Source organism: Nonomuraea sp. NPDC049637 (assembly GCF_040675235.1).
In the GTDB taxonomy this organism is placed as follows: domain Bacteria; phylum Actinomycetota; class Actinomycetes; order Streptosporangiales; family Streptosporangiaceae; genus Nonomuraea.
In genome coordinates this window covers 100751-116822 of sequence record NZ_JBFAOM010000005.1, presented here as the reverse complement: position 1 = coordinate 116822, position 16072 = coordinate 100751, and the positions used below count along the sequence as shown (strand labels likewise).

Genomic DNA, 16072 nt, shown 5'->3' with positions numbered 1-16072 from the left:
GGAAGGCGCTTGACCTGCGGGTTGTTACCGTGCGGTCGCATGAGAAGACTGCTGGCGATCGGCGCGCTGCTCGGCTGCTACCCCGTCCTGCTGGCGTCGGCGCTGTGGCCGGCGCCGCTGCTGTTCGGGCTGGTCGCCGTGGTCTCCTACGCCGTCGAGTTCGCCGCGGCACGCCTGGCCGGCGGGCTGACCGAGCTGCTCGGCCGGATGCATCTGGGGACCACGCTGCGGTTCGCGGCCCGGGAGACGGCCGCGCTGCTGCTGGTGGCGCGGGTGTCGGGGGCCGGCTCGCCGTGGTTCGTGGCGCTGGCCGCCGGGCTGTTCGCGCTGCACGGCGCGCGGGCCGCGCACTCGGGGCTGGCCATCCGCCTGCGGCAGACGCTCAGCAGCATGCCGGTGACCACCCGCAACCTCGACGTGTCGGCGCTGCGCATCCCCAAGATGCCGCCCCCGTTCCTGGGCGCCCACCGCGGCCTGCGTTTCCTCGGGCTCGACGCCCTGCCGGTGCTCGGCGCGACCTTCGGCGCGGCGGCCGGGGCGGCCGGCGCGGGCGTGGCGCTGCTGGTCGGCGTGGCGGGCGTGCTGGCGCTGCTGCCGTACGTGCGCCGCACCCGGCCGCTCGGTGACCGGGCGAGGGTGCTGGAGGTCGTGGGCGAGCAGGTCAGGGCCTACGACCCGGAGGTCATCCTGTACTTCTCCGGCGCGACGGCCGCCGCCTACCAGGCCCGGATGTGGCTGCCCACCCTCGAACGCATCAACCGGCGCGCCATCGTCGTGCTGCGCGAGCGCGGCATGGCCAGGCACCTGGAGTCGACCACGCTGCCGATGGTCTGCATCCCGTCCTCGGCCGACCTGATGAGCTTCCGCGCCCTGTTCAGCGCCAAGCTCTGCCTGTACGTCTCCAACGTCGGCCGCAACGTCCACATGCTGCGCATCCCGACCCTGCGCAGCGTGTTCCTCAACCACGGCGACAGCGACAAGGAGGCGTCGTTCAACCCGTTCTCGCGGGTGTACGACGAGGTGTGGGTGGCCGGGCCGGCCGGGCGCGACCGCTACCGGCGGGCCCGCGTGGGCGTCCGGGACGAGAGCATCCACGAGGTCGGCCGGCCACAGCTCGAAGGCATCTCGACCGAGGGCCCGGGGCTGCCGTACCGGACCGTGCTCTACGCCCCCACCTGGGAGGGCTGGAACGACGACCTGTTCCACACGTCGCTGATCACCATGGGCCCGCGCATCGTGCGCGCCCTGCTGGACCACGACCCGCAGCTGCGGATCATCTACAAGCCGCACCCGCTGACCGGCCACCGCGACAAGAGCGCCGCGCGGGCGCACCGCAGGATCGTGTCGATGATCGAGGCGGCCGAGCTGGCCAGGTCGAAGGCCAGGCATCCGTCGAGCCCGGGCGGGGCGCCGGAGATCAGGCACCTGATCGTCACCGGCGACAGCCCGCACCTGTACGACTGCTTCAACGAGTGCGACCTGCTGATCAGCGACATCTCCAGCGTCGTGGCCGACTTCCTGGCCAGCGAGAAGCCGTACGCCGTGACGAACGTCGCGGGGCTGCCCGAGCGTGCCTTCCACGAGCGCTACCCGAGCACCGAGGCGGGGGTGCTCATCGGCGAGGACCTCACGGCCCTCGCCGGTTTCCTGGACGGTGAGGACACCCTGGCACGAGCCAGGATCAAGCTCAGGAGCTACCTGCTCGGGCCGGAGTACCCGGACGCGCTGACCCGCTTCGACGCGGCCGTCGAGCGGGTCTTCGCGGGCTCGTGATCAGCGTGGCGGCCTGGACAACCTCCGCGGGCTGGTGAGGAAGCCCCATCCCCACGAGACGTGCATGGTGGCGTAGACGAGGGGCAGCCGCAGCTTGGCCGCGCCCGGCAGCCCGCTGCCGGTGACCGCCGAGCCGGCCACGATGGCCAGCGCGTAGCCCCCGGGCACGACGAGCGCGAGCGGGAAGAACGGCGACAGCACCAGCCCCAGCGCCATGGCCAGCACCGCGGCGGGCGGCGCCAGGTAACGCAGGTTGATCGTGCCCTCGTGGGTGCGCGCGACCACGCGCCGCCAGCGGCCGTAGTGGAAGTACTGCTTGGCCAGTGCCTTGACGTTGGGCCGCGGACGGTAGGTGACCCGCATGCGCGGCTGGAACCAGACCAGCCCGCCGGTCTGGCGGATGCGGTGGTTCATCTCCCAGTCTTGAGCCCGCTGGAAGTGCTCGTCGTAGCCGCCGACCCGGTCGAGCGCCGAGCGGCGGAACACGCCGAGGTAGACGGTGTCGGCCGGGCCCGCGGTGCCGCCCACGTGGAAGGCCGCGGCGCCGACGCCGATCTTGGAGGTCATGGCGCAGGCCACGGCCTGCTCGAACGGTGTGACGCCTTCGGCCGCCATGACGCCGCCCACGTTGTCGGCGCCGGTCTCGGCCAGCGTCTCGACGGCGACGCGCAGGTAGTCGGAGGGCAGCATGGCGTGCCCGTCGACCCTGGCGACGATGCCGTTGCGGGCGGCGGCGATGGCGGCGTTGAGCGCGTTGGGCGTGCGACCGGTCGGGTTGGGCACCACGATCACCCGGCGGTCGGCCGCCGCGATGGCGTCGGCGACCTCCTGGGTGCGGTCTTGGGACGGACCCACGGCGAGGACGACCTCGATCTCACCGGGGTAGCTCTGGGCGAGGACCTGGTCGACGGCCTCGCGAAGGTGCCGCTCCTCGTTGAGGACCGGCATGACGACGGAGATGGGGGGCCAGCCGCGCGTCTCCGCGGGCGCGTGCGGCGAGTCGGGGAACTGCTTCATGGCGGGGCTCACGCTACTGTACGACCAGGGGAGAAGGGCAATCGAAAGCCCCGGTGTCCCCGGCGGATCCGAGGAGGAGGGCATGCGCGAACCGGGCGAGGAGGACGGCGGCGTGCTGGTGGGCGGCGACGCCTACGGCGGCGTCAGGCTCACTCCTGCCACCCGTCCACGCAGGCCCGTGCGGAGCGCCAAGGCCCGCCGCCGCAACGTGATCGTCGCCGGCCTGCTGTCCACGGGCATCCTGGTCAGCACCGGCGTGGTGTGGGCGACCCCGCGCCAGATCGGCACGGTCGACGCGGGCGTGACCGCTCCCAAGTCCCAGGGGGCCGAGAACATCCTGCTGGTCGGCGTCGACAAGCGCGACGACCTGACCCGGCAGCAGCAGAACCAGCTCAAGCTGGGCCGCGAGTCCGGCCAGCGCACCGACACGATGATGGTCATCCACCTGTCGGAGGACCACCAGCGCGTCACCGTGGTGAGCCTGCCGCGCGACACCTGGACGACGATCCCCGGCAAGGGCGACCACAAGATCAACTCGGCCTACCAGTTCGGCGGGCCGAAGCTCACCATGCAGACCGTCAAGGCCGCCACCGGGCTGGAGATCAACCGCTACATCGAGGTGAACATCCTCGGGTTCATCGACGTGGTCGACTCGCTCGGCGGCGTCACCGTCTGCACGCCGATCCCGATCAACGACCCCAAGACGGGCCTCAACCTGATCGCCGGCACCCACCAGCTCCAGGGCGCCCAGGCGCTCGGCTACGCCCGCACCCGCGCCACCGCCCGTTCCGACCTCGACCGCATCGACCGGCAGCAGCAGGTCATCTCCGCGCTGCTCAACCGGGCGCTGAGCGCCGACACGCTGGCCAACCCGGCCAAGCTCGCCGCGTTCGTCAACTCCACGCTGAGCACGGTGAAGGTCGATCCCGACGACGGGCTGATCGGGCTGGCCACCCAGCTGCGCGACGTGTCGCTGGAGGACGTCCGATTCGCCGACGTGCCGCTCGCGAACGTCGACTTCAAGGCCCCGACCGGCGAGTCGGCGGTGTTGTGGGACCGTCCGGCGGCCCGCGACATGTTCCGCCGCATCGACGCCGACCAGGATCTCGCCAAGCCCGTGCCGACCAAGACGGCCACGCCGTCACCGGCCAAGACGGTGGTCCCGCCGGAGAGCGTCACGGTCAAGGTCATGAACGGCACGCTCATCACGGGGCTGGGGGCGCGTACCAAGTCGGCGCTGGTGGCCTCCGGCTTCAAGGTGCCCGGCGAGCCGGGCAACACCGACAAGAAGGACCACAAGCAGACCCTCGTGCGGTACGCCGCGGGCCAGGAGGCGGCCGCGCGCCTGGTGGCGTCCGTCATCCCTGGGGCGGAGCTGAAGCAGGCCGACGTCGAGGGCGTCGAGGTGATCGCCGGCAGCGACCAGCCGAAGATCAAGAAGCTCAAGCAGCCCGACACCCCGGCGAGCAAGCCGAGCTCCACGCCGACGACCAAGACCGCCATGGAGAACATATGCAAGAAATAGGCATAACCAGGTAAAGCCAGGGCACGTGATTGGCATGGTGGTCAAGTCATGGCGGGAGGGCCCCTGCACCGTCCTGCATGTCGTCGGCGATCTCGACGTGGCGGGCGCTCCCCGGCTTCGCGCCGAGCTCGATCAGGCGCTGGAGGCGGCTGATCCGCTCAACCTGGTGATCGACCTGACCGAGGTGCCCTTCTGCGACTCGGTGGGCCTCGGCGTCCTGGTGGCGACGCTCAGCTACGTCCAGGACCTGCGAGGACGCATGATCCTCGTCCTCGGGCCCGGCATGATCCGTCACCTGCTGACGATCACCAACCTCGACCGGCACTTCGAGACCAGCGCCTCGCTCGGCGAGGCCCGTGCCGCCCTCGATCCGGCCGCCTGACCGCGTCCGGCCGGGATCACGGACGCGAGCGCGTCTCCCCGGCGCCGCCGGCTCGTAGGCTCGCGGCGAGATCCCTCTCACGCCCGGAGGCCCGCATGCCGGCCTGCCGCCGGGACCGGCGTGGGCGACACGCCTACCGCTAGCGCCTTCCTGCATGCCGGATACTCGGAGATCGGCCGGTTGTTCCGCTGCTACTGGAGGGCTTCGTGAGACTTGGCGTGATGTTCGACCGGGATCTGCCGCCTGAGGAGCTGATCCCGTTCGCCCGGGCGCTCGACGAGACCGCCGTCGACGACCTGTGGGTGGTTGAGGACCTGGGCTGGACCGGCGGCGTCTCCGCGGCGGCCACCGCGCTGGCCGTCACGTCCCGGCTGCGCGTCGGCATCGGCATCACCCCCGCGCCGCTGCGCAACCCGATGCTGCTGGCGATGGAGATCGGCAACCTGGCCCGGATGCATCCCGGCCGGCTGGCCGCGGGCATCGGGCACGGCGTGCAGGAATGGATGCGCCAGGTCGGCGCCGCCGTGCCGTCGCCGCTCGCCCTGCTGGAGGAGACGATCACGGCCGTAGGCGCCCTGCTGCGCGGCGAGACGGTCACCCTGCACGGCAGGGCGGTGCACCTCGACGGCGTGTCGCTGGTGCATCCGCCGGCCGTGCCGCCGCCCGTCCTGGCAGGGGTGAAGGGGCCGCGCTCGCTGGCGCTGTCGGGACGCATCGCGCAGGGCACGATCGTGCCGGAGGGGGTCGGCCCGGCGCAGTTGCCCGGCATCGTCGAGCGGATCGCCGGGGGCGACGACCACGAGCTGGGCGTCTTCACCTTCCTGCACATCGGCGAGGAGGCGGACCGGCTCGCCCATCCGGTGGTCCGGGACCAGGCGGCCTACCTGGGCGTGTCGCCGCACGACGTCGTCATGGCGGCCGGCACCCCTGAGCAGGCGGCGGAGCAGGTCAGGAGCATGTGGGCGGCGGGCGCCCGGACGGTGGTCGTCCGGCCGCTGGGGCGCGATCCCCTGCCACACGTGCACGCCCTGCTGTCGGCGCTGTAGCCCCACCGGCGGCGGGGCCGTCGTTTCCCGGCGTCCTGGCGTCGGGCCTCTTGTCTGCTCGACGTCCTGGCGTCGGGCCTCTGGCTTTACGGGCGTCCTGGCGGCGGGGCCGGGGTTCCTATGGCCGAATGGCGGAGGGCCATCGGTCGAACGGCCGATGGGCCTCCGCCGCCGCTTCGCCACGATCGTTTCCATGAGGCTTTTGCTGGTAATCGTGGCAATTCTGGCGGTCACCGGGTGCAGCGTGCGCTTCGACAGCGATGAGGTGCCCGCCGTCCGGACGTTCCCGTTCACGGGGGCCGAACTGAAGATCTCGTCGTCGCTGGGCGGGGTGCGGGTGCTGCCCGCCACCAGCCCGGCCGTCGAGGTGCGGCGCTGGACGCGCGGCAAGGCGTCCACCAGCCCCTCCTGGTCGCTGCGCGACGGCGTGCTGCGGCTCAGCGCCGACTGCACCCTCATCGTCGGCGACTGCGGCGCGCGCTACCACGTGCTGGTCCCGGCCGGGGTGCGGCTGACGGTCGACTCCCCCGACGGCGTCATCCTGAACGGCCTCACCCAGGACGTCGACGTCTCCAGCGGCGACCGCATCGAGGTCAAGGACACCTCGGGCAAGCTGCGCCTGCTGACCGACTCGGGCACGATCGAGGGCGAGGGGCTGCGGTCGTCCAGCGTGCGCGGACGCACCCTGGACGGCTCGATCTCCCTGGCCTTCGCCGCGCCGCCCGCGGACCTTGACGTGAAGGCGCGCGAGGGCGGCGTGACCGTCCGCGTGCCGAAGGACTCCTACCAGGTGACGGTCAAGAGCCAGGACGGCTCCGCGCACTCCGACATCAAGAGCACGAAGTCCAGCTCCAGGACCATCCTCGCGCGCAGCACGTACGGAAACGTACGCGTCCTGACCCGCTGACCTGCCGCTCCCCGCCGACCGTGCTGGTGTTTCCGAGGCGTCAGCCGACCTCCGCCTCCTGCCGCGCCTCCACCGTCCGCACGGACGTCTCCGCCTGCCGCACGGCCTTCCAGAAGTACGTCGAGCTGGGCTTGCCCGCCTCGGCGTACTTCTCGGCCAGCGCCCTGGCCATCATCACCAGCCGGCGGCCGCGGAGCTGGAAGCCCGCCGCCTCCGGCACCGCGCCGAGCGCCCGGTGGTTCCAGTACGTGGCCAACCGCCGCCAGTGCTCGGCCTCCTTCCCACCCGCGCCGCACGCCTCGCAGGCCAGCAGGACGGCCAGTTCGTGGGCGGCCCTGGCATCACCCCTCTCCGCCGATCGCAGCCGGAACATGCCCAGACGTCCCCAATGCAGCGGAACCCGCAGCTCCGTGGGCGAGGGCCGCCAGGACGACTGCTCGCCGGGGGCGGGCTCCAGGACGTCCCCGCCGGTCCGGGCGGCGGCCGGCGACTCGTTCCGGCGTCGCGCGGCCTCCCCCGCTTCGGCCTTGGCGGCCTGCCACAGGGCGCTGAACTCGGCGGTCAGCTCCTCCACGGACTCGATGGGCATGCCGGACTTCACCGCGATCACCTGACACACCTCGACGATGGTCCGCATCAGCATGAAATCCGGCACTTTCTGCGACCTGCCGTTCAGCAGGTCGGACACCGTGGACTTCGGCAACGGCCGGCGCCATCTGTTTCGTTCGGGGTCTTCGGCCAAAAGGGCGAGTGCGACTTTTTCGATCCGTTTCAGCGAGGGGTTTCCGCATTCGATTTCACGCAATCTGTTCAGACGTGTCACGAGCAGAGCAAGGTGATCTTCGCCTTGATCGACATCCTTCATGAGCCGCCCCGGTTCGGACACCGTTGTCCGGTTTAAGAGTGGAAGTGGCATTTCGAGAAGAGGGGCAGGCGCCACCCTCTCGTTGCGTTGAGATAAGCAGCCATAGTGCCATAAGTCGGTCTTGTCGGTGTGCCAGGCGCATCACACACATCCGCCCCTTCAGCCCTACTCGGCCGAATCCATCCGATGTCGTCCGAATACGTCCGAGGCAAGCGCGATCATGGCCGGAACGATCAATTGTGCGGACGTGCCCCCGAGTCCCGCTGGTACTCCTACGTCAACGAACAAGCCCGTACGGCAAGGGGACACGAATGAGCAAGGCAACCCTCATCTGGTCGGCGGTCAGCGGCGCCCTGCTCGCGCTGCTCGTCGGTGTCGTCGCCGGCCTGCTCGCCACCGGGAACGGCAGCACGGTCGCGGGCGCCATCATGGCGGGCGCGACGGCCTCCGGCGGCTTCGCGGCGCTCTGGATCACCGGCACCTCGGCCGTGCACACCTGGCTGAACTCCCAGAAGCCCGAGACCCCCTCACAGGACACCAGCGACTGACCCGCAACCCGCACACCACCGCACCCCCGGCACGTTCTGCAACCGCACACCCCTGCACCCGCACCCGCTCCCGCTCCCACATCCGCAGGGACGGCGAAGGCACCAAGGGCCGGTCGGAGACCCCGCACCGGTCCACACCTCCCCTGACCACACCACACCTCACCTGACCGCCGCACCTCCCCTGACCACACCTCCCCGATCCGCGCCTCCCCCCGAGCCCGTTGCGCACCTGCCCGTTCGGAGCCTGCCCGCTCGGAGCCTGCCCGCCGACGGCGGCGGGTTACGCTGGCGACCGTCCTGCACCCATTTGTCGCGAAGTCAGCACCCGGAGGCGCCCATGGCGATGCCCAGGAAGGGCTCGCGGCTCATCACGGTCGACGGCACCGCCTTCCGCTGGCGGGTCAGCCACCGACCCGCCTTCGGCGACGGCACTTCCGCGGCCCCGCTCACCTTCGTCGTCGAACACGACGAGACCCCCGGCCGCGTCCTGCTCGTGTCACTCCCCTGCGCCCGGCCGGACAACTGGCAAGGAGCCCGGACGATCGCGGTCCGCCCGCCGCTCGTCGCCGCATGTGTCCGCCGCGCCCTCGAACAGGGCTGGACCCCCGCGCGACCGGGCCCCCGGTTCACCCTCGCCGTCACCGAGGACGACCTGACCGAACTCCTGGGCAGCTCGCCCGCCTACCTGGTCCCCTTCCTCTGGGGCATGATGCCGGAAGGCGGCACCATCAGGGACCTCCCCCGCGCCAGGCAGATCTGGAGCCGCGAAAACACCGGCACCGACCGCACGCTGTAACACGGCGTCCTCAGGCCGCAAATCCCGTTGCCTGTCCCCACAGTCGGCGGACAAGGTCGGAATATGGTCGAACTACGCATCCTGGAGCCCGACGACTGGCCGCTCTGGCGCGAACTACGGCTGGCCGCGCTCGCCGACGCCGAACCCGCCTTCGGTTCCACGCCGGCCGACTGGCAGGGCGACGGCGACCGCGAGGAACGCTGGCGGGCCCGCCTGACGATGCACGGCTCGCACAACGTCGTCGCCTTCCTCGACGGACGCCCGGCCGGGATGGCCGGCGGCGTCCCGACCGAGACGGCGGACAGCGTCGAGCTGGTGTCCATGTGGGTGAGCCCGTCCGCCCGCGGCCGTGGAGTCGGACACCGCCTGATCCGCGAGATCGAAAGATGGGCCACGCGGCGGGGGGCCGGGACCCTGCGACTTTCCGTCAAACCCGGCAACGCCCCGGCCATCGCGCTTTACACGCGTCACGATTTCCGGGACGCCGAAGAGATCTCCGCCCTGGACCAGCGCGCATCCCGGGTGATGACGAAACTCCTCCCCGCCCTTCACAATCCTCGATGACGCGCTATACGGGGCAACCTCCGCACCAATTCTCCGAGGTCTTCGAAATCCCATTGCTCACCCTCCGGAACACCGCCGAGCGCCGGAACCAAAGGGAAACTGCCGAAAACACCGCGCCCACGAACGGCCTCGTACAGGCCCACGCCCTCTGAGCCGGTGATTCTCTCGTAGGCTTCGCACGCGACGGAGGCCAGCTGCTCGAAATCCGGCCCCTCCTCCTCAAGACGACGCAGCACGTCCCGCGAGCGAGCCTTCTTCGAGCCGGAATATGCCCTCTTGAGATCCAGGTGACGTAACACCTGAGGCAGTTCGATGAGCAGGTCGGGGCAGTCGGCGACCTTCTCGAACGATTCACGCCCAAGGCTGATGAGCCAGCTCACGAAGTATTCGAAACCGTCCAGCGAACCACTGCCGAACACGAACCAATGGGCGGCATACAAATCGATGCTGCAACCGCGCCCCTGAACGCCCGTCCACAGGCACTGAAAGTCGACCAGCTTCTAGGGAGCCGCCGTGCCGCCCTGCTCCCGGCGTACCATCTCCGCGATCCACACCGGCGCGAACGGCGACGTGCACCCCGGGGACGTCGGATAGTCCTTGAGCACCTCCAGGCGCTCACCGATGTCGATGGCGCGGGCGCGGTGCTCGGCGTGCTCGATCCCGATGTGAGCCAGGCAGTTGTTCATCTCCCACTGCAGGCGGTCGGGGGCGTCCTTCATCTCCGCCTCGATGACGTCGAGCAGCCCCACCAGGTCGAGCCCCTCGGGCTTCTTCGCCACGCGTTCGACGGTCAACGCCCACCCGGCGCTCGCGACCAGCGGATCGGGATCGGCCGACCAGGCGACCCGCAGCTCTTCGGCGTACGGGCTCTTCTTCACCACGTAGTTCACGAGCCAGTCGCGCACCTTGGGCGTACGCGCCTGGCGCACCATGGCGTCCAGCTCGTCCCGCTCGAACGCCTTCGGACGGCAGACCAGCATCGCCAGCAACCTCGCCGCGGTGTCGCCCGTCTCCCACAGGCCGCGGGCGAGTTCCTGCTGCGTCTTCAGCCGCTTGGCGAGGGCACGCAGCTTGCCGAGGTTCACGCCGTGATCGTCGCCGTGTCTCTCGTTCACCGCGCGCGCCTTGGGATCCTCCAGCGCGGCCAGCTCGGCCATCACCTCGGTCAACGTCACCCTGACCACCTCCTCAGAAGCAGCTCCAGCCTAAACGCGTCGTGACGTACCTTGGTGTGTCGCCGTGACCGAGCGGACAGGGGCTGCATGGAACAGGACAAGGCTTCGAGGTGGGACGGCGTCACTCTGCGGTCGAGCTACAAGGACCATCTGCTCGAAGGACGCGACGAACTGGCCGACGCCGCACGTGACGGCACCTGGCCCACAGTCTTCAAGCTGCTCGAAGACTATGCCGAATGGGTCAACGGCGGCAGAATCGGCGGCACCAGCGGATATGCCCCGCTCCACCAGGCCGCCTGGCACGGCGCCGACGTCAGCGTCGTGCACCGGCTGATCGCCCGCGGCGCCTGGCGCACGCTGCGCACGGCTCAAGGAGAACGGGCGATCGACATCGCCACCCGCCGGGGACACCATCACCTCCTGACGCCACTCACCCCCGTCATCCACCACCACCTGCCGGCCGAAACCCTGGGATCGATCCAGCGCCACTTCCACGCGCTGATCCACGAACGCGCCGGCGACCTGGTCACCGAGCACCAGCTACGCCTTCCAGAACTGGAACCGCTGACCGAGCAACGTCACCCGGCCTGCTGGTTCGCCGTCCCCGGCATGTACGGCGGCTTCAGCTACCGACTGGAGCGAGCCCGGCTGACCGTGGAAAGCTGGTGCCGCGTCGTCGGAGGCTCGGGCCAGCGGCACCTCATCGACGAACACGGCACCCGTCTCATCGCCGAAGGCTTCGTCTGACCAACACGAAGTAGCGAAAAAGACTCCTCAGTCCGCATCCGGACATGGTCGACAACGCCCAGTGAGCCGGCTACTGCAATTCCAGACCACCTGAACGCGAGACAGCGGACGTCGTCGGCGGCTTCCAAACTGACGCATCGACGGAGAGCGGCTTGTTCACCTCGGGAGGCTGCGCCGCCCAAGGTGAACAGCCGACCGCCGTGTACGAAGCGCCTTTGTTGTGAAGACCGCGCTTCTGAGCCCCACGCCTCGGATGCCTACTTGAGGAGCTGGCGGGCCATCACCATGCGCTGGATCTGGTTCGTCCCCTCGTAGATCTGGGTGATCTTGGCGTCGCGCATCATGCGTTCCACCGGGAAGTCCTTCGTGTACCCGTACCCGCCCAGGAGCTGGACCGCGTCCGTGGTGATCTCCATGGCGGCGTCCGAGGCGGCGCACTTGGCGGCGCTCGACAGGAACGTCAGGTCCTTCTGCGGCTGGCCGTGCATCGCCAGCTCGCTCTTGGCGGCGGCGCGGTAGGTCAGCTGCCTGGCCGCCTCCAGCTTCATCGCCATGTCGGCGATCATGAACTGCAGGCCCTGGAAGTCGCCGATCGGACGGCCGAACTGCTTGCGCTCCTTGACGTAGCCGATCGCGTAGTCGAGGGCGCCCTGGGCGATGCCCAGCGCCTGGGCGGCGATGGTGACGCGGGTGTGGTCGAGGGTGGCGAGGGCCGTCTTGAAGCCGGTGCCGGGCTCGCCGATCATGCGGGACGCCGGGATGCGGACGTTCTCCAGGATCACCTGGCGGGTCGGCGAGGCCTTGATGCCGAGCTTCTTCTCCTTCGGCCCGAAGGAGACCCCTTCGTCGGACTTCTCCACCACGAAGGCGGAGATGCCGCGGGCCCCGGCGGACGGGTCCGTCACGGCCATCAGGGTGTAGTACTCGGAGACGCCGGCGTTGGTGATCCACATCTTGGTGCCGTTGAGCACGTAGTGGTCGCCGTCAAGGACCGCGCGGGTCTTCATGGCGGCGGCGTCGGAGCCCGCCTCCGGCTCGGACAGCGCGTACGAGAACATGGCCTCGCCCCTCGCCACCGGCGCCAGGTACCGCTGCTTGAGCTCCTCGGACGCCGAGAGCAGGAGCGGCACGGTGCCCAGCTTGTTCACGGCCGGGATGAGCGAGGACGACGCGCAGGCCCGCGCGACCTCCTCGATGACGATCACCGCGGCCAGCGCGTCCGCCCCGGCGCCCCCGTACTCCTCGGGAACGTGCACGGCGTGCAGGTCGGCGGCGACGAGGGCCTTGTAGACGTCCCAGGGGAACTCTTCGGACTCGTCGGCGGCCGCGGCCTGCGGCGCAATCTTCTCGTCGGCCAGGGCGCGGACCGTCTCCCTGAGCATGTCGTGCTCTTCGGCGGGCGCATAGAGAGGGAAGCTCATGCCTAGATACTAGGACGTCCGAGCACTTTGTTACCAGCTAGTACGGTTTGCGAACAGACGCAGGTGGCACGAAGGAGGTAGCGAAGGCCGGTAGCATGCCTGGCGATCGAAAGGAGCTCGCTCGTGCCATATCGCCTCACGGTGATCGGGACCGGATACCTGGGCATCACGCATGCGGCCTGCATGGCGGATCTCGGATTCGAAGTCCTTGGCCTCGACATTGACGCGGACAAGATCCGCCGGCTGAACGACGGTGAGCTCCCCATCCACGAGCCCGGGCTGGAACCCGTGCTCCGCCGTGGGCTCGACTCCGGACGTCTTCGCTTCACCAGCTCCTACGAAGAGGTCGCGGCCTTCGGCGACGTGCACTTCGTCTGCGTCGGCACCCCGCAGAAGAAGGGCGAGTACGCCGCGGACGTGTCGTACATGGACAGCGCCATCGAGTCGCTCGCGCCGCTTCTCGACCGGGAGTGCCTGGTCGTCGGCAAGTCCACCGTGCCGGTCGGCACCGCCGAGCGCATGGCCGACAAGCTCGCCCGCCTGTCGCCGGCGGGCGTCGGCGTCGAGCTGGCGTGGAATCCCGAGTTCCTGCGCGAGGGCTTCGCGGTCGAGGACACCCTCCACCCCGACCGCATCGTGCTCGGCGTGCGCTCCGAGCGGGCCGAGAAGGTGCTGCGCGACGTGTACGCGCCGCTCGGGGAGGTCCCGTTCGTGGTGACCGACTTCGCGACGTCGGAGCTGGTCAAGACGGCGGCCAACGCCTTCCTCGCCACCAAGATCTCCTTCATCAACGCCATGGCCGAGGTCTGCGAGGCCGCGCACGCCGACGTCAAGCAGCTGTCCGAGGCGCTGTCGTACGACGACCGCATCGGCGGGCGCTTCCTCAACGCCGGGCTCGGCTTCGGCGGCGGCTGCCTGCCCAAGGACATCAGGGCCTTCATGGCACGGGCCGGCGAGCTGGGCGCCGACCAGGCGCTGACGTTCCTGCGCGAGGTCGACGCGATCAACATGCGCCGCCGCGCCCGCATGGTCGACCTGGCCAGGGAGCTGGCGGGCGGCTCGTTCCACGGGTGCACGGTCGGCGTGCTGGGCGCGGCCTTCAAGCCGAACTCGGACGACATTCGCGACTCCCCCGCCCTGGACGTCGCCGTGACGATCGGCCACCAGGGCGGACAGGTCACCGTCTACGACCCGATCGCGCTCGACAACGCTCGTAAGGCTCACCCGGAGCTGAACTACGGCGAGTCGGCCGTCGAGGCGGTCCGCGGGGCGCACGTGGTGCTGCTGCTGACGGAGTGGAAAGAGTTCCTGGAGCTCGATCCGGAGGAACTGGGCGCGGTGGTCGCGACCCGGCGCATCGTCGACGGCCGCAACGCGCTCAACTCCGAGGTGTGGCGCTCGGCCGGTTGGCACTACCGGGCACTCGGCCGCCCGTAACCCCGCCGCGACGCCTCTCCGCGCGCCCGGGCCCCCTCACCACGGGGAACCGGGCGCCCGGAACCCTCACCGCGGGAACGGACGCCCGGAACCCCTCACGACGGGAACCCGGGCGCCCGGGAAAGAGCCAATCAGGCGCCCGGAAAGACACCATTGGCCCCTGAACGGCCCTGAGTTGCCTGCTCAGAGCCCCGCGGCCTCCGCGCGCAGCTTCTCGCCCTTGGCGTACGCCTGCTCCTTGAGACGCCCCTGGAACTCCTCCATGCGCTCACGCAGCCCGGCGTCGGACGCCCCCAGGATGCGGACGGCCAGCAGCCCCGCGTTGCGCGCGCCCCCGACCGCCACCGTGGCCACCGGCACCCCGGCCGGCATCTGGACGATCGACAGCAGGGAGTCCATCCCGTCGAGGTACTTCAGCGGCACCGGCACCCCGATCACCGGCAGCGGCGTCACCGAGGCCAGCATGCCGGGCAGGTGCGCCGCCCCGCCGGCGCCCGCGATGATCACCCGGATGCCGCGGGAGGCCGCCTGCCGGCCGTATTCGATCATCTCGACCGGCATGCGGTGGGCCGAGACGACGTCGGCCTCGAACGACACCCCGAACTCCGCCACGGCCTCGGCCGCGGCCTTCATCACGGGCCAGTCGGAATCCGACCCCATGACGATCCCGATCTTCACGCCGCCTCCGTCTGTCATGCGTACTCCCCGGTCATGAGGTAGACGGCGGCGTGGCGGGCGCGGGCGCGGACCTTGTCGAGGTCGGCGCCCAGGGCCGTGACGTGGCCGATCTTGCGGCCCGGACGCACTTCCTTGCCGTAGAAGTGCAGCTTGATGCCGGGGTCGTGGGCCAGCACGTGCTCGTAGCGCTTGAACAGGTCGGGGTCGTCGCCGCCCAGCAGGTTGGCCATGACGACGACCGGGGCGGTCATCGCGGGCGAGCCGAGCGGCAGGTCGAGCACGGCCCGCAGGTGCTGCTCGAACTGGGACGTGGTGGAGCCCTCGATCGTCCAGTGGCCGCTGTTGTGGGGGCGCATGGCCAGCTCGTTCACCACGAGGCCGTCGGCGGTCTGGAACAGCTCCACCGCCAGCAGCCCGGTCACGCCCAGCTCGTGGGCGATCTTCAGGCCGATGCGCTGGGCGACGGCGGCCTCCTCCGGGTCCATGCCGGGGGCGGGGGCGAGCACCTCGACGCAGATGCCGTCCTGCTGCACGGTCTCCACGACCGGGTAGCTGACGCCCTGCCCGTGGGGCGAGCGCGCCACCAGCACCGCGAGCTCCCGCTCGAACGGCACGAACGCCTCGGCCATCAGCTCGACGCCGGTGGCGAACGCCTCGGCCACGTCGTCGGGGGTGCGGCAGACCCACACGCCGCGCCCGTCGTAGCCGCCGCGCACCGATTTCAGCACGACCGGCCAGCCGTGCTCGTCGGCGAACGCCGCGACGTCCGCCGCCGAGGCGACCCGGGCCCAGGCCGGGCAGGGCACGCCGATGGCGGTCAGCCGTTCGCGCATGACGGCCTTGTCCTGGGCGTGCACGAGCGCGTCGGCGCCCGGGTGCACGGCGTGGCCGTCGGCGATCAGGGCTTTGATGTGCTCGGTGGGCACGTGCTCGTGGTCGAACGTGATCGCGTCGCAGCCCTGGGCGAACGCCCGCAGGTCGGCCAGATCGCGGTAGTCTCCGACGTGGGTGTCGACGATCACTCGTGCGGCGCTCTCGCCGGGGGCGGCGGCCAGCACCCGCAGCTCGATCCCGAGCGCGATGGCCGGCGGCTGCGTCATCCGGGCGAGCTGACCGGCGCCGACGATGCCGACGACCGGCCCGATGGGACTGTAGGAACTCACGTGAGGTGAGCTTACCGGGACGGAACGA

17 protein-coding genes are annotated in these 16072 nt (G+C 70.4%); 10 read left to right on the top strand and 7 right to left on the bottom strand.

Features of this window, described 5'->3' with window-relative positions:
* Nucleotides 1–39 precede the first annotated feature (39 nt).
* Nucleotides 40–1773 (top strand): CDP-glycerol glycerophosphotransferase family protein, encoded by a 1734-nt coding sequence (locus tag AB0J71_RS09225; RefSeq protein WP_364413534.1) that lies wholly within the window; start codon nt 40–42, stop codon nt 1771–1773.
* Here AB0J71_RS09225 and AB0J71_RS09220 read toward each other — a convergent pair whose 3' ends face one another.
* Nucleotides 1774–2790 (bottom strand): glycosyltransferase family 2 protein, encoded by a 1017-nt coding sequence (locus tag AB0J71_RS09220; protein WP_352321590.1) that lies wholly within the window; start codon nt 2788–2790, stop codon nt 1774–1776.
* A gap of 82 nt (nt 2791–2872) precedes the next feature.
* On the opposite strand from AB0J71_RS09220, the gene AB0J71_RS09215 reads away from it, so the two are divergent.
* The 4 genes from AB0J71_RS09215 to AB0J71_RS09200 all read left to right on the top strand — a co-directional run bounded on the left by AB0J71_RS09215 (nt 2873) and on the right by AB0J71_RS09200 (nt 6650).
* The gene (locus AB0J71_RS09215; protein WP_352321592.1) at nt 2873–4315 is read left to right on the top strand and encodes an LCP family protein; all 1443 of its coding nucleotides are present in this window, start codon (nt 2873–2875) and stop codon (nt 4313–4315) included.
* Nucleotides 4316–4349: 34 nt separating this feature from the next.
* Nucleotides 4350–4697 (top strand): STAS domain-containing protein, encoded by a 348-nt coding sequence (locus AB0J71_RS09210; RefSeq protein WP_352321593.1) that lies wholly within the window; start codon nt 4350–4352, stop codon nt 4695–4697.
* A gap of 206 nt (nt 4698–4903) precedes the next feature.
* Entirely contained in the window at nt 4904–5743 is an 840-nt protein-coding gene (locus AB0J71_RS09205) for an LLM class flavin-dependent oxidoreductase (RefSeq protein WP_352321595.1), read from the top strand.
* A 214-nt stretch (nt 5744–5957) separates the two neighbouring features.
* Nucleotides 5958–6650, top strand: coding sequence for a DUF4097 family beta strand repeat-containing protein (locus AB0J71_RS09200; protein WP_364413532.1), 693 nt, complete (start codon nt 5958–5960; stop codon nt 6648–6650).
* Nucleotides 6651–6690: 40 nt separating this feature from the next.
* Here AB0J71_RS09200 and AB0J71_RS09195 read toward each other — a convergent pair whose 3' ends face one another.
* Nucleotides 6691–7338, bottom strand: a complete 648-nt coding sequence (locus tag AB0J71_RS09195) for a hypothetical protein (RefSeq protein WP_364389252.1) — start codon at nt 7336–7338, stop codon at nt 6691–6693.
* A 488-nt stretch (nt 7339–7826) separates the two neighbouring features.
* Here AB0J71_RS09195 and AB0J71_RS09190 point away from each other — a divergent pair, with 488 nt between their 5' ends.
* The 3 genes from AB0J71_RS09190 (at nt 7827) to AB0J71_RS09180 (ending at nt 9423) form a co-directional block, all read left to right on the top strand.
* Complete coding sequence (locus AB0J71_RS09190) at nt 7827–8063, top strand: hypothetical protein (RefSeq protein WP_352321601.1); 237 nt, start codon at nt 7827–7829, stop codon at nt 8061–8063.
* 337 nt (nt 8064–8400) lie between these two features.
* Nucleotides 8401–8859: a hypothetical protein gene (locus AB0J71_RS09185; RefSeq protein ID WP_364413530.1), complete on the top strand. Its 459-nt coding sequence runs from the start codon at nt 8401–8403 to the stop codon at nt 8857–8859.
* Between the two features lie 63 nt (nt 8860–8922).
* Entirely contained in the window at nt 8923–9423 is a 501-nt protein-coding gene (locus AB0J71_RS09180; protein WP_364413528.1) for a GNAT family N-acetyltransferase, read from the top strand.
* On the opposite strand, the gene AB0J71_RS09175 is transcribed toward AB0J71_RS09180, so the two are convergent.
* Both AB0J71_RS09175 and AB0J71_RS09170 read right to left on the bottom strand, forming a co-directional pair.
* Complete coding sequence (locus AB0J71_RS09175; RefSeq protein ID WP_364413710.1) at nt 9408–9920, bottom strand: DUF4240 domain-containing protein; 513 nt, start codon at nt 9918–9920, stop codon at nt 9408–9410. The two genes, AB0J71_RS09180 and AB0J71_RS09175, sit on opposite strands and share 16 nt — an antisense overlap.
* A 3-nt stretch (nt 9921–9923) precedes the next feature.
* The gene (locus AB0J71_RS09170) at nt 9924–10580 is read right to left on the bottom strand and encodes a DNA alkylation repair protein (protein WP_364413708.1); all 657 of its coding nucleotides are present in this window, start codon (nt 10578–10580) and stop codon (nt 9924–9926) included.
* A gap of 105 nt (nt 10581–10685) precedes the next feature.
* Between AB0J71_RS09170 and AB0J71_RS09165 the strand changes: the two genes are divergently transcribed.
* Nucleotides 10686–11345, top strand: a complete 660-nt coding sequence (locus AB0J71_RS09165) for a hypothetical protein (protein WP_352321607.1) — start codon at nt 10686–10688, stop codon at nt 11343–11345.
* 257 nt (nt 11346–11602) lie between these two features.
* Here AB0J71_RS09165 and AB0J71_RS09160 read toward each other — a convergent pair whose 3' ends face one another.
* A complete protein-coding gene (locus AB0J71_RS09160) occupies nt 11603–12766 on the bottom strand; it encodes an acyl-CoA dehydrogenase family protein (protein WP_352321609.1) in 1164 nt (387 codons plus the stop codon).
* A 123-nt stretch (nt 12767–12889) separates the two neighbouring features.
* Here AB0J71_RS09160 and AB0J71_RS09155 point away from each other — a divergent pair, with 123 nt between their 5' ends.
* Nucleotides 12890–14203 (top strand): UDP-glucose/GDP-mannose dehydrogenase family protein, encoded by a 1314-nt coding sequence (locus tag AB0J71_RS09155; protein ID WP_352321611.1) that lies wholly within the window; start codon nt 12890–12892, stop codon nt 14201–14203.
* Nucleotides 14204–14386: 183 nt separating this feature from the next.
* Here the strand turns inward: AB0J71_RS09155 and purE are convergent, their stop codons facing one another.
* Together purE and AB0J71_RS09145 are read right to left on the bottom strand one after the other, a co-directional pair.
* Entirely contained in the window at nt 14387–14899 is a 513-nt protein-coding gene (purE, locus tag AB0J71_RS09150; protein ID WP_352321612.1) for a 5-(carboxyamino)imidazole ribonucleotide mutase, read from the bottom strand.
* Nucleotides 14896–16044 carry a 5-(carboxyamino)imidazole ribonucleotide synthase gene (locus AB0J71_RS09145; protein WP_352321613.1) on the bottom strand — a complete coding sequence of 383 codons (1149 nt, stop codon included), beginning with the start codon at nt 16042–16044 and terminating at the stop codon, nt 14896–14898. The genes purE and AB0J71_RS09145 overlap by 4 nt, the downstream gene beginning before the upstream one ends.
* Between the last annotated feature and the right edge of the window lie 28 nt (nt 16045–16072).

What these genes read in the sequence shown, in the direction of transcription:
- AB0J71_RS09170 (WP_364413708.1), bottom strand. Translation starts at nt 10,580, where the DNA reads ATGGCCGAGCTGGCCGCGCTGGAGGATCCCAAGGCGCGCGCGGTGAAC.
- AB0J71_RS09220 (WP_352321590.1), bottom strand. Translation starts at nt 2,790, where the DNA reads ATGAAGCAGTTCCCCGACTCGCCGCACGCGCCCGCGGAGACGCGCGGC.
- AB0J71_RS09180 (WP_364413528.1), top strand. Translation starts at nt 8,923, where the DNA reads ATGGTCGAACTACGCATCCTGGAGCCCGACGACTGGCCGCTCTGGCGC.
- AB0J71_RS09165 (WP_352321607.1), top strand. Translation starts at nt 10,686, where the DNA reads ATGGAACAGGACAAGGCTTCGAGGTGGGACGGCGTCACTCTGCGGTCG.
- AB0J71_RS09190 (WP_352321601.1), top strand. Translation starts at nt 7,827, where the DNA reads ATGAGCAAGGCAACCCTCATCTGGTCGGCGGTCAGCGGCGCCCTGCTC.
- AB0J71_RS09185 (WP_364413530.1), top strand. Translation starts at nt 8,401, where the DNA reads ATGGCGATGCCCAGGAAGGGCTCGCGGCTCATCACGGTCGACGGCACC.
- AB0J71_RS09225 (WP_364413534.1), top strand. Translation starts at nt 40, where the DNA reads ATGAGAAGACTGCTGGCGATCGGCGCGCTGCTCGGCTGCTACCCCGTC.
- purE (WP_352321612.1), bottom strand. Translation starts at nt 14,899, where the DNA reads ATGACAGACGGAGGCGGCGTGAAGATCGGGATCGTCATGGGGTCGGAT.
- AB0J71_RS09215 (WP_352321592.1), top strand. Translation starts at nt 2,873, where the DNA reads ATGCGCGAACCGGGCGAGGAGGACGGCGGCGTGCTGGTGGGCGGCGAC.
- AB0J71_RS09210 (WP_352321593.1), top strand. Translation starts at nt 4,350, where the DNA reads ATGGTGGTCAAGTCATGGCGGGAGGGCCCCTGCACCGTCCTGCATGTC.
- AB0J71_RS09160 (WP_352321609.1), bottom strand. Translation starts at nt 12,766, where the DNA reads ATGAGCTTCCCTCTCTATGCGCCCGCCGAAGAGCACGACATGCTCAGG.